The 12,767-nt window shown below is 42.0% G+C and carries 12 protein-coding genes; 5 read left to right on the top strand and 7 right to left on the bottom strand.

The features are described from left to right. Window positions 1–39: 39 nt before the first annotated feature. Together mltG and A0125_RS14210 are read right to left on the bottom strand one after the other, a co-directional pair. Window positions 40–1,089, bottom strand: coding sequence for an endolytic transglycosylase MltG (gene mltG / locus A0125_RS14215; RefSeq protein WP_066757753.1), 1,050 nt, complete (start codon window positions 1,087–1,089; stop codon window positions 40–42). An 11-nt stretch (window positions 1,090–1,100) separates the two neighbouring features. After that, window positions 1,101–1,880: a PASTA domain-containing protein gene (locus A0125_RS14210; protein WP_066757750.1), complete on the bottom strand. Its 780-nt coding sequence runs from the start codon at window positions 1,878–1,880 to the stop codon at window positions 1,101–1,103. 288 nt (window positions 1,881–2,168) lie between these two features. On the opposite strand from A0125_RS14210, the gene A0125_RS14205 reads away from it, so the two are divergent. The 4 genes from A0125_RS14205 (at window position 2,169) to A0125_RS14190 (ending at window position 5,142) form a co-directional block, all read left to right on the top strand. Further along, complete coding sequence (locus A0125_RS14205) at window positions 2,169–2,585, top strand: DUF3995 domain-containing protein (RefSeq protein WP_066757748.1); 417 nt, start codon at window positions 2,169–2,171, stop codon at window positions 2,583–2,585. 58 nt (window positions 2,586–2,643) lie between these two features. Next, a complete protein-coding gene (locus tag A0125_RS14200; RefSeq protein WP_066757746.1) occupies window positions 2,644–3,669 on the top strand; it encodes a D-alanine--D-alanine ligase family protein in 1,026 nt (341 codons plus the stop codon). Between the two features lie 206 nt (window positions 3,670–3,875). Further along, complete coding sequence (locus A0125_RS14195) at window positions 3,876–4,595, top strand: N-acetylglucosamine kinase (RefSeq protein ID WP_231863237.1); 720 nt, start codon at window positions 3,876–3,878, stop codon at window positions 4,593–4,595. Window positions 4,596–4,620: 25 nt separating this feature from the next. Beyond that, window positions 4,621–5,142: a glutathione peroxidase gene (locus A0125_RS14190; RefSeq protein ID WP_066757744.1), complete on the top strand. Its 522-nt coding sequence runs from the start codon at window positions 4,621–4,623 to the stop codon at window positions 5,140–5,142. A gap of 163 nt (window positions 5,143–5,305) precedes the next feature. Here the strand turns inward: A0125_RS14190 and A0125_RS14185 are convergent, their stop codons facing one another. The 5 genes from A0125_RS14185 to A0125_RS14170 form a co-directional block, all read right to left on the bottom strand. Further along, on the bottom strand, window positions 5,306–5,980 hold the full coding sequence (locus A0125_RS14185) for a TetR/AcrR family transcriptional regulator (protein WP_066757739.1): 675 nt from the start codon (window positions 5,978–5,980) through the stop codon (window positions 5,306–5,308). A gap of 64 nt (window positions 5,981–6,044) precedes the next feature. Continuing rightward, window positions 6,045–7,310 (bottom strand): aminotransferase class I/II-fold pyridoxal phosphate-dependent enzyme, encoded by a 1,266-nt coding sequence (locus A0125_RS14180; protein ID WP_066757737.1) that lies wholly within the window; start codon window positions 7,308–7,310, stop codon window positions 6,045–6,047. 263 nt (window positions 7,311–7,573) lie between these two features. Next, a complete protein-coding gene (locus A0125_RS14175; protein WP_066757736.1) occupies window positions 7,574–7,837 on the bottom strand; it encodes a hypothetical protein in 264 nt (87 codons plus the stop codon). After that, window positions 7,804–8,001 carry a hypothetical protein gene (locus A0125_RS15655; RefSeq protein ID WP_156472565.1) on the bottom strand — a complete coding sequence of 66 codons (198 nt, stop codon included), beginning with the start codon at window positions 7,999–8,001 and terminating at the stop codon, window positions 7,804–7,806. Before A0125_RS15655 ends, A0125_RS14175 begins: the two co-directional genes overlap by 34 nt. 160 nt (window positions 8,002–8,161) lie before the next feature. Then, on the bottom strand, window positions 8,162–10,714 hold the full coding sequence (locus A0125_RS14170) for an ATP-dependent Clp protease ATP-binding subunit (protein ID WP_066757733.1): 2,553 nt from the start codon (window positions 10,712–10,714) through the stop codon (window positions 8,162–8,164). 174 nt (window positions 10,715–10,888) lie between these two features. Here A0125_RS14170 and ettA point away from each other — a divergent pair, with 174 nt between their 5' ends. Next, window positions 10,889–12,571: an energy-dependent translational throttle protein EttA gene (ettA, locus tag A0125_RS14165; protein WP_066757730.1), complete on the top strand. Its 1,683-nt coding sequence runs from the start codon at window positions 10,889–10,891 to the stop codon at window positions 12,569–12,571. Window positions 12,572–12,767: the final 196 nt, after the last annotated feature.

The raw sequence follows: 12,767 nt of genomic DNA, 5'->3' as shown, positions 1-12,767 counted from the left end.
TTAAGCGAAATGACAAAAGAAGCCAGTACGCAGCCTATTCTATCGCTTGATGTTCCTCTCGTCTAGAGCGCGCTGAAATTTGCGTGCATTGACCAGATGTTCTGCCATCGTTTTGGCAAACAAATGGTATCCGCTAAAATCATCTTTAGCACACATATAGATATAATCGTGCTGCTTGTGATTGAGCACGGCATCTATAGCGGCGATGCTTGGCATCATAATTGGTCCTGGCGGCAAGCCTTTAAAGCGATAGGTGTTATACGGATTATCAATAGTGAGATGACGGTTTAAGACCCGACGAATGGTGAAGTCATTATTAGCAAAGATCACGGTTGGATCTGCTTGTAGAAGCATGCCACGCTGTAAACGATTGATGTACAAACCTGCAATCGCAGGCATCTCATCTATATGCATTGCTTCACCTTTTACGATGGCTGCCAATGTACTTACTTCTTGTGTGGTCATGCCCAAGGCATCTGCTTTTGATTTGCGCTCTGCATTCCAAAAGTTGGTGTACTCGGTATGAAAGCGTGCCATAATCTTTTCTGGATTGGTATTCCAATAGATCTCATACGTGTTTGGGATAAACATCGAAAAGAAATTATCGGTGGTAAAGCCATATTTCTCTGCGGTTTTTGCGTCTTTGAGTATATTCAAGAACTCGATCGAATCGGCCTCAAAACTTTGGCCTAACAAACCGGCAAAGTTTTCCTTTAATCGTACATTTTGAAATCTAAATTTTACGGCTTCCTGATATCCACCGCGCAGATTGCCAATCAGTCGACGATTGTTCATCTCCGAATCCAAACGATACCGACCGGGATTGATGTTTTCTGGTAGATCCATGGCTTTAGCCATGTATTCAAAGATGGTGTAGTTGCGAACGATATTTTCCTCTTTGATGCGTTGCATCACCTTTTCGTACGTATCGTCACTGTGTACATAGAAATAGTCGGCATCCGTCTGCACCGTAGGAGCCAATACGGCTAAATAGCCTAACCATGATATGATCAGGGCAATAACAATGAATATGATTCCGACAGGAATCCATACGCTTCTTCTTTTTTTCTCTGATTGAACTTCTTGCATGGCAGGTGGAGCTATTCGTTGGTAGTTGGAACTACTGAGTTCGACAGTTTTAAATGTACGGCAGCGCCCAACGGAATAAATTGAGCGGATATATCTGGCGTTTGTTCCACGACAGTTCCGTTTACGGTATCTCTTGATCCATCAGCAAAGCTAATACTTCCTACTACTAGGCCCAATCCACGTAGCGCGAATTCTGCCTCGCTATATGGTAGTCCGACTAATTCAGGGATGTTCACTTGGTCGTTGCCACGACCATTGCCCAATACCAAATTAATCCGAGATCCTTTTGGAATCATGCGTCCGGCGGTAATTGGCTGACCGCCAAATGTAGCGTCAAGAACTACATCGCGAGCGATATCATTAACGTAGGTCGTATCACCCAATTTTAAGGAGTGATTTTTAATGATGGACATTGCTTCGATCAAGGTTTTGTCTGTAACTTCTGGGAAAGCGATTTCCGGCGCGCTTTGCGTGATAATGGTCAGATAGATGGTTCGTCCGCCTTTGACGGCTGATGCGGGTTCTGGATCTTGCTCAATCACCAAGCCTGGCCGCGCATCCAATTGATAAATAGAGTCTACCTGATATTCTAATCCTACTTTATCTAATAGTGCAATTGCCTCGCTGATATGCAAACCTTTTAGTACAGGTACTTCTTGGCGATCACCATGCTTGGTATAGACCCGTAAACCTATGTAGAGGATTATAAACAATGCGATCACACCGACAAGGGCGTAAATCAGATTTTTGCGGAAGGTATCAGTTCTTAGGTAGAGAAAAAATTTTGACATATATCTTGCTGTGATATCTAGTTTGCGATAACGTATGATGTATATAGCTGTGGCTACTTTTTTAAAAAAATATAATTATACAAATACCGTACAAATATATACATAAACCTGTCTTGTCGTATGATTGAATTGCAGTGTTGGCTTTTTTGTCGATAACCTCACATCAGGTAAGCGATTTTTGCGTGCAAAATCCCTCAGTGTCAAATTATATTGATGAACAGGGATAAATGAGCAATTGCGACTGATAATTTTGTATTTTGTAGCTTATTTATAAAAAAAACCTTGAGTATGGTGCAGCTTTCTAAGGCGCTCTTAACACTGATTTTTGCTGGTATTGGAGCAATACATTTTTACTGGGCATTTGGAGGTGTGTGGGCAAAGCAGCTTGCTATTCCTACTACGCAAAATGGCGTTCCCCTCTTGGCGCCGGGATTTAGTGATTGTGTGTTGGTTGGATTGTTTTTCGCCGCCTTGCTATTGCTTAATACGATGGCAGTATCGAAATTTATGTCATTGTTGTTGGAAAGGATTGTGTGGGTAATCATTGCATTCATATTTCTTGCCAGAGCAGTTGGAGATTTTCAGTATGTGGGTCTGTTCAAACAGGTGAAAGATACGACCTTTGCGTACCACGATAATCTTTATTTCACGCCATTATGTCTGTTTGTATTCTCTTTGATCGTGGTAAAACTATTCGTGCGATAATGTGAGGCGAAAGTAACTATATTTGTTAGCCAAAACAGGACAGGTCAGACAATTTTATATGAAAACAAAAATTGCCCTTATCACGGGCGGGTATACCGAAGAAGCAGCCGTCTCTTTCAAAAGCTCTGCATTTGTACATTCAAAATTAGATACAGAGCGCTACGAAGTGTATCCAATATCGATCATGCGCGATCAATGGTTTTATGTAAACGATGCCGGGGTGAAATTTGATGTGAATAGGCATGATTTCTCCTTGTCGATAGACGATCATCAAATTACCTTTGATCTTGCATTCATCGTTTTGCACGGAAGCCCTGGTGAAGATGGGCGATTGCAAGGCTATTTTGACATGATCGGTTTGCCGTATACAAGTTGCGATGCGCTCACGTCGGCACTGACGATGAACAAAGGCTATACAAAGGCAGTGCTAGCGGGTATTCCGCAGCTTTATCTCGCTGATTCAGTACTGCTCTTCGCGGCAGATCGCCTAACCGCCGTGCAGCAGGTGAAGGATAAATTAGCTTTGCCGTTTTTTGTAAAACCCAACGCTGGAGGGAGCAGTATTGGAATGACGAAAGTCAAAGCTTTAGATGAATTAGAAGCCGCCATAGCGAAAGCATATGATGCCGCGCATACAGGCCAGCAAGTGTTGGTCGAAGAATTTATTGAAGGTCGCGAGTTTTCGCGTGGCATATTTCGTAATTTAGCCGGTGATCTAGTGGTGCTGCCTGCTACAGAAGTGAAAACCAGCAGAGAGTTTTTCGATTACGAAGCAAAATATATCCCCGGATTGACGGAGGAAATCACACCTGCTGATCTTACTGAAGAACAAGATGCGCTTAGTACTCGCATAATAAAAGATGTGTATCATAAGTTGAATTGTCGTGGCATGGTACGTGTCGACTTCTTTTTACAGAAAGAAACTGGTCGGTTTTATTTCATAGAGATCAATACCACTCCCGGGCAAACTGCGCAGAGTTTTATCCCGCAGCAGGTCCGCGCGTTTGGTATGACGGAAACCGACTTTTATAGCCAGATTATCGAAACCGCTTTACTTACTTCCAAAACAAAATCGGAAGAATAATAGTATATTTGAAGTAGTGAATAGGAGTGATAAATTATGATTTTAGTAGCAGATAGTGGGTCGTCGAGTTCGGAATGGATGTTGCATCTTCCAGATAGCGATCCTTTGTCTTTTCGTACGAAAGGATTAAATCCATATTTTGTAAGTGAGAAGGAGATCGCTCGTGTACTAGGTGAGGTGCCCGAAATCATCCTTATATATCGGAGGTGCATGAAGTTTATTTTTTTGGTGCAGGTTGTTCTACGCCTGATCGGAGAGAAATCGTCTCTAATGCATTGTCCGCCATTTTTCCGGATGCTTTTATTGCTGTAGAAACAGAATTGATGGGCACAGCTTATGCTACTTTAGGTACGCAGCCAGGCATTGTGTGCAATATAGGCACCGGATCTGATATGAGTTTTTTCGACGGTGAGTACCTTTCAGCGAGTTTGCATGGTAATGGCTATGTGTTGGGCGATGAGGGCTCGGGCGCTTGGTTTGGAAAGCAATTGATTATGGATTTTTTGTACGGAACAATGCCAAGAGATGTGGCTAAACTATTCGAAGAACAGTACCATGTCACCAAAGAAGTCGTCGTCAAAAACGTATACCAAAAAGATCGCCCAAATGCTTATCTGGCCTCTTTTGTTCCATTTATGGATCAAAATAGATTGAATCCGTATATCGATACTTTGTTACGAAATGGATTTGACGAATTTGTACGTACTCATATAATGACTTACCCTAGTTATGCCGAGCATGAATGTAATTTCGTGGGGCGCGTAGCCTTCCATTTTGACATGCAGCTGCGAGATGTATGCGAACTGCATGGCGTGAATGTGGGACGGATATTGAAAAGTCCGATCAAACCACTTTTTGACTTCGTCATTCAGCGCGAAATGGATAATGCGCTAACGGTTGGTAATTTTGGCGCCGAATTTGAATAGATAGATTTCACTTAAAATAGTTTATATGTTGCAGTTGTTAATGGTTTTTACGATGCTGATGCCGATGAATAATGGCGTTTACGATTATAGCATCAACACGATTGATGGTAAAGAGATCCAGCTTTCGTCTTTCAAAGGCAAAACCTTGGTATTAGTAAATACGGCTTCCAAATGCGGTTTTACTAAGCAGTACAAGGATTTGCAGGCGCTTCATGAGCAGCACGGTGATCAATTAGTGATCATAGGGTTTCCATCCGATAACTTTGGAGGCCAAGAGCTAGAAGAGAATAATGCTATTCAAGCTTTCTGCGAAGAAAATTATGGCGTAACATTTATCCTGTCGGAAAAAGTAGATGTGAAAGGAGAGAAAGCTATACCATTGTTTAAATATTTGACATCAGCCGAAAACCCAGATTTTACGGGTGATATCAAATGGAATTTTGAAAAATTTGTGATAAACGAAAATGGAAAACTGATACATCGTTTTAGATCTGCTGTCACTCCTTCAGATGCTCAATTCATGAAAGCGGTCTTAAGCAATAAATAGATACCACCATAACCTAATAAATAAGTAGGTAAGTTTATATCTATGTTGGAAAGATAAAAAAAGGGTTGATTTCACGAGTGAAATCAACCCTTTTTTTATACTGAATTCGCTAAATATGTGTGCTGTGCGAACATCAATTTTTTGACGTCGGTGTTAGCTGCGTTTATTTAGCTGATGATCCGGGAGGAATAATATCTACACTGTCATACGTCCATTTTAGTATGAGCTTTACAGCATCCTCAATACGTTTCATACCTTCTTCGGTCGTGAGATCAATCTCACAGAATAAACTGTCTGTGTTTTTAGAATGTAAAACCAAATAGTAGATTCCGGCCACCAAGACGCTAGTAATTGCGCGCAAATCTAGTTGATCAGGTCCGATCTCTCTATCGGCAAAAGCAAAGAACAAGGCGCTCATTTTTTCACGCTCTTGGGTAACTTTTGACATGATGTCGCTATTTTCGCTTATCTGCCATAATACTACCTTCTGCATCTCTTGGTTACTAGCAAACTCTCTCATCTGATTAGTCAATAGCGATTCTAAGAATCCTTTCGACCCTTCCTTAGGAGCTTGGCCAAAGTATTCCATAGCGCCCACAGTAGCGGCAACCCAATAATCTTTGTCTTTTATATAGGTTTCTACTAGGTTTTCTACCGAACCAAAATATAAGGTTACTAATTTTCTATCTACGCCAGCTTTCCTAGAGATATTCGCAATAGTTAGTCCAGTGTAGCCTTTTTCTTCGAGAACTGCTCCGACAGCTTGGACGAGCTTTCCCATTGTCCGCTCTTTATCGTTTTTTACGCCGCGGTAAGTTTTTCTTTGTTGTTTCGCCATTATTACTTGTCTACCTGTTCAAAACTAGTTATTTATATCCGTATTCGAAAAGAAATAAACTCATTTAGCGTAATTTTTGCAAGCTAATTTTCTTTCCTATGTCTTCCAGCACGTTCAGAGTATGATCTAAATGTGCCTTAGTGTGTGTTGCCATCAAGCTAGTGCGAATTCTGGCGTCTTTTTTCGCAACGCCGGGATAAACTATACAGTTGGCATAAATTCCTGCTTGTAACATTAAGCGAGCTACCGTTGCGGTGCGGTGTGGGTCTCCGATCTTGATGGGGATGATAGGCGATGCACTTGTGCCTATATCAACACCTAGTGTCAAAAGACCATTGCGGAAGTAGTCTACATTATCTGCTAATTGTTTACGCCATTGTGGTTCCTCATCTATTAAATCAATTGCTTTGAGTAGGCCGTACGTGGCGGGCGTAGAAGTAGAGGAGAAGACTTGCTGTCTGGATTGATAACGCAAATAGTTTACAGTGTCTGTTGAAGCAATGATAAAGCCTCCGATATGGCCGAATGCTTTACTAAGCGTGCCAGCGATAATGTCTACATCTTGCAAAGCATCGTATACTTCAATGGCACCACGTCCATTCTCGCCCATAACTCCAATGCCGTGCGCATCATCAACCATAAGATACGCTCCGTAGGCTTTTACTAAAGCTTTGATCTCATCTAATTTTGCCAAATCACCGTTTTGCGAATAGACGCCATCAATAATAACCAAGCGCGTACGATGTGTGTCTTTGGTGTCTGCCAATGCTCGCTCTAGATGAACCATGCTATTGTGTGGGAAGCGCTTAGTGTTGGTATTTAACAAACCTTCATACACACTAGCGTGCACTTCCATGTCTACAATGGCACAGTCCTCGGGTTTCAATAGTGCAAGCAATGTGGCACTATTAGCAGTGTAGCCAGTCGTGAACACGATACTACTACCTTTTGGCTTGCCAAAAAAAGCTGATAACTTATCTTCCAGCATTACATGGTACTCATGATGGCCACCGATGAGTGGAGATGCTCCTGCTCCTGTGCCATATTTCATAATACCGTCAATAGCTGCTTGTTTGACTTTCGGGTGTTGGGTGAAATTTAAATAATCATTAGACACTAGGCTAATACAAGAGGTGGGTTCTTTTAAGAAAGGGGAGGTAACCGTAACTTCTGGTCCAGATCCACGGGTAATGAAGCGAAAATTCATCTGTTCATTGGTTTCCATGTAATCAGTGAACTCTTTAAAAATCTTCGTGGTAGCGGCTAGATCGTGGTTTGGGATGTTTTCGAATTCTTTAAATGTTGCAGTTTCAAAATTAATTGTACTCATAATAATGATGGTCTTGGAATGATTGTATACACCGCAAAGTAGCTAAAATTTGTTTCCTACAACGCATCATCATATTAATATTTCACATTTTTTTGCTATTTGTTTTTTATCAACGACTCATACTAATTTAAGAGAAGAATAATATTCCTATTACTGTCCAAAAAAAGTCGGGGCATATAAAAAGGCCTTAAAATTATCGATTGACAATTTTAAGGCCTTTTTAATAATAGTTAATATTTTATAGGGCCTAATGGTAAATTTTATTAGTTTCCTATATCAGCAGTCGTAAGAACGATTTTTGCAACTTGAGCACCGGGTACTGTCCCTGATGGAGAACTAACTGTAATAATCACTCGTCCTATTCCGTAACGTACACCGTAAGTAAATCCGCCAATAGGTCCAGGACTTGGAATATTGGTAAACTCTTGAATTCCATCGCTGGCTCTAGTGCCGATTGAAACACTTACATGACCATCCTCAAACACTACATCATTCAATTCTGGAATAGATATGGTTTGCTCAAACAAGTTAGCTGTACACTAACGGGTCTCCAAGCTGAGCCACCAAGAAGATCTTCATAAAAACTTACTCCAGGTAGAAACTCATTATTCGTGATATACTCTTTAGTACAGGAGTTGAAGGATAGCATAGTAGCAGAGGCTATCACTAGGGCTAATAGAATTCTTTTCATAATGTTTTATTTGTTTTAAATGTATTGCTAATTGTTATCTAAGTATAGGTGTCTTTTGAGTATGACTCTCAAAGTAGATTGAGGGTTTAAACACATCTAACAAAAATATTGCCATAAAAAAGAGTGCTACGAATAGCACTCTTTATATATATCTGGATTCTTACTTTTTCTTACCCGGTTTGTCTGATTTTACATCATCATCCTCTGGCGTGTTGATAGTTTTTGCCGATACTACGATCTCCGATTTTTCCTTATCGAATTCTACCAAGATGGTGTCTCCGCTTTTCAGATTATCTTTTAAGATCTCTTCGGCTATTGGATCTTCCAAGTGCTTTTGAATTGCTCTTTTTAAAGGCCTAGCACCAAAATTAGTGTCATATCCTTTCTCTGCAATATAATTTTTAGCATCGTCAGATAGTTCGATGGTGTGGCCAAGATCAGATATTCTTCCAAATAAGGCTCGTAATTCGATATCGATGATCTTAAATATGTGCTCCTTGATCAAGGAGTTGAATACGATGACGTCATCAATTCTATTTAAGAACTCGGGTGCAAATGCCCTTTTCAGCGCCGTTTCAATCACACCACGAGAGTGTGAATCTGCCTGATTTTCTTTTGCCGAGGTAGTAAAACCAACTCCTTGACCAAATTCTTTCAGTTGGCGAGCACCAATATTGGAAGTCATAATGATGATCGTATTGCGAAAGTCTACTTTCCGCCCCAAACTATCTGTCAACTGACCTTCGTCTAATACTTGTAAAAGTAAATTGAAGACATCGGGATGTGCTTTCTCAATCTCATCCAACAACACCACAGCATATGGCTTACGACGCACTTTCTCCGTCAATTGACCACCTTCTTCATAACCCACATATCCTGGAGGCGCACCTACTAATCTGGATACAGCGAATTTTTCCATGTATTCACTCATATCCACTTGAATTAGTGCGTCTTCTGTATCAAACATAAAGCGTGCGAGCTCTTTAGCCAATTCTGTTTTACCGACACCGGTAGGGCCCAAGAAAACGAATGAACCAATTGGTTTCTTCGGATCTTTCAACCCGGCACGTGTACGCTGAATTGCTTTTACCAGCTTTTGTACCGCTTCATCTTGTCCAATGATGCGACCTTTCATCGATTCGCCCATGTTGAGCAATTTCTGACTGTCAGTCTGGCTAACGCGTTGTACCGGTATGCCAGTCATCATTGCGACCACTTCAGCCACATTGTCTTCTGTTACGGTGTGGCGTGTTGTTTTGGTTTCTTCTTCCCAAGCCGCCTTTTCGCGTTCCAATTCTTCGATGAGCTTTTTCTCGGTATCACGGAGTTTTGCGGCTTCTTCGTATTTCTGGCTGCGAACTACTTTATTCTTCTCGACCTTCACCTCTTCGATTTTTTCTTCGATATCAATGATGGTTTGTGGTACATGAATATTGGTCAAGTGCACGCGTGAGCCTGCTTCGTCCAACGCGTCAATAGCCTTATCTGGCAAGAAACGGTCAGTGATATAGCGCGTAGTCAATGAGACGCAGGCGTTGATCGCTTCTTCCGTATACACGACGTTGTGATGCTCTTCGTATTTGTCTTTAATACGATTCAGGATCTCGATGGTTTCGTCGTGACTTGCGGGCTCGACCGTTACTTTTTGAAAACGACGGTCTAATGCACCATCTTTTTCGATGTACTGACGGTATTCGTCTAGTGTGGTAGCACCAATACATTGGATCTCACCACGCGCTAACGCAGGCTTGAACATATTCGATGCATCGAGCGAGCCCGAAGCTCCACCGGCACCAACAATCGTGTGAATCTCATCAATAAACAAGATGACATCTGGTGATTTTTCCAACTCATTCATCACCGCTTTCATGCGTTCTTCGAATTGGCCACGGTATTTGGTGCCCGCTACTAACGAGGCCAAATCCAATGTTACGACCCGTTTGTTAAACAACACGCGCGAAACCTTGCGCTGTACAATGCGTAGTGCCAATCCTTCGGCGATAGCCGACTTACCTACACCCGGCTCACCAATAAGAATAGGATTGTTCTTTTTGCGGCGCGATAAGATCTGAGATACGCGTTCGATCTCTTTCTCACGGCCTACAATTGGATCTAATCGTCCTTCCTCTGCAGCCTTTGTCAAGTCACGCCCAAAGTTGTCCAATACCGGAGTTTTGGACTTAATGTCCGAAACCTTTTTCGGTTGGGCAAATTGTGCATCATCCTCTGCAAAGTCATCATCACCCGGAGGTGTGCCAGCTGCTTCGCTCGTAATGTCAGGTTTGTTTTGAGCCAATTCATTTTTGAACAACTCATACGTAACCTGATGTTTATTTAATATTTGTGAGGCGATATTATCTTCGTCGCGCAGTATAGCCAACAGCAAATGCTCTGTCCCAATAATATCGCTTTTGAAGATTTTAGCTTCTAAATACGTGACTTTAAGAACTTTTTCTGCTTGCTTTGTCAGCGGAACACTGCTAATAGGTGTGCGTGACATCGAAGAGCCTTTGACGGCATCTTCTATGGATTCCCGCACGGCGGCCATGTCCAATCCAATGTTTTTGAGAACATGAATTGCTACACCATCCCCCTCACGTATCAATCCCAATAAAAGATGCTCCGTACCGATATAATCATGACGAAGACGCAAGGCTTCCTCCCGACTATACGAGATCACATCCTTTACTCGTGGTGAAAATTTAGCTTCCATCTATAAACCTTTCTAATTTTTGTGCTATCGTAAATGTAAGTAAAATAACAAATAACACTTACGTTAATGTTTCAATAAATTTATCAACAATCGCGCCACCGACCAAGGACGATCAAAATGGCAGTAATTGACTTCAAATCCCTATATTTGTCTGAAATAAGTTACAATTTTGCTATGTCAGACGAAAAAATAATCTTCTCGATGGCAGGGGTTTCCAAGATCTACCCACCATCCAAGCAAGTGCTCAAAAATATCTATTTATCATTCTTTTATGGCGCCAAAATTGGCGTAATTGGTTTAAATGGTTCTGGTAAGTCCTCTTTGCTGAAAATTATCGCTGGATTGGACAAATCTATACAGGGTGAGGTCGTGTTTTCACCGGGTTATTCGGTCGGATATCTCGAGCAAGAACCGCAATTGGATCTCGATAAAACGGTTAGGCAAATCGTAGAAGAAGGGGTGGCAGATACGGTTGCTGTGCTAGCTGAATACGAGGAAATTAACGAAAAATTTGGTCTGCCAGAGGTCTATGAAAATGCCGATGAAATGGACAAACTGCTGGAGCGCCAAGGCGTGTTGCAGGATAAAATTGATGCGACGAACGCGTGGGAATTAGATAGTAAATTGGAGCGTGCTATGGATGCGCTTCGCTGTCCTGATCCAGATGCGGTGATTGCCAATTTGTCAGGAGGAGAGCGACGTCGTGTGGCACTTTGTCGCTTGTTGTTGCAAGAACCCGACGTTTTGCTACTCGATGAGCCGACCAACCACCTCGATGCCGAATCTATTGATTGGTTAGAGCAGCATTTAAAACAATATCAGGGTACGGTGATCGCGGTAACGCACGATCGATACTTCTTAGATAACGTAGCAGGTTGGATTTTAGAATTGGATCGGGGAGAAGGTATTCCTTGGAAAGGAAATTACTCATCTTGGTTAGATCAGAAAGCGAAACGCTTAGCACAAGAAGAAAAACAGGAAACCAAGCGTCAGAAAACCTTGGAGCGCGAGCTCGAATGGGTACGCATGGCACCTAAAGCACGACATGCCAAGTCGAAAGCACGTCTACATAATTACGAGAAGCTGGCTTCGGAAGAAACACAGGATCGCGAAGCGAAATTGGAATTATTCATTCCGCCGGGCCCACGTTTGGGGAATGTCGTGATCGAAGCCGATCAAATTTCCAAGTCGTACGGCGACCGCATTTTGTTTGAGAACCTAAGCTTTTCACTCCCGCCGGCAGGTATCGTTGGTATTATAGGTCCTAATGGTGCTGGTAAAACGACATTATTCCGCTTAATCACCGGTCAAGAGCAACCAGATACAGGTACGTTCAAAGTCGGCGAGACGGTAGCTTTAGGCTATGTAGACCAGATGCATCATGATCTTGATGCCGAAAAATCCGTTTGGGAAAACATTACCGACGGCAACGAAAACATTAATCTTGGTACGAAGTCGATAAATTCTCGGGCTTATGTGTCAAAATTCAACTTCAATGGTGCGGATCAACAGAAAAAAGTTGGCGTCCTATCTGGTGGCGAGCGCAACCGTGTGCATTTAGCGATTACCTTGAAAAAAGGATCTAATGTATTATTACTGGATGAGCCGACGAACGATATTGATGTGAATACGCTGCGCGCGCTGGAAGAAGGTTTGGAGAACTTTGGCGGTTGCGCTGTCGTCATCTCGCACGACCGCTGGTTTTTGGATAGGATCTGTACACATATTCTGGCTTTTGAGGGCGATTCGCAAGTGTATTTCTATGAAGGTAACTATACAGAATACGAAGAGAATCGTAAGAAGCGCTTAGGAGATGTGGCTCCACAACGTATTAAGTATAAGAAATTGGTGAAATAGAACATCATTATGGATGATGAGTCATTCATAATATCGCACTGACGTACTATACATATGATATCGCTAATACAGTCTATGCATCCGGTGTAGATCGTATTAGCGTTTTTTTTGCTTTAATCGCCTGATGTTTTTGCGCCAGGGCGCTCATTTTAGAAAATATATTGACGCCTTGCTGAGGCAACTTAGAATTCCATTC

The organism is Sphingobacterium populi, assembly GCF_001586775.1.
GTDB lineage: Bacteria > Bacteroidota > Bacteroidia > Sphingobacteriales > Sphingobacteriaceae > Sphingobacterium > Sphingobacterium populi.
The sequence above is the reverse complement of the archived record's forward strand: the minus strand, read 5'-3'. Positions and strand labels throughout refer to the sequence as shown.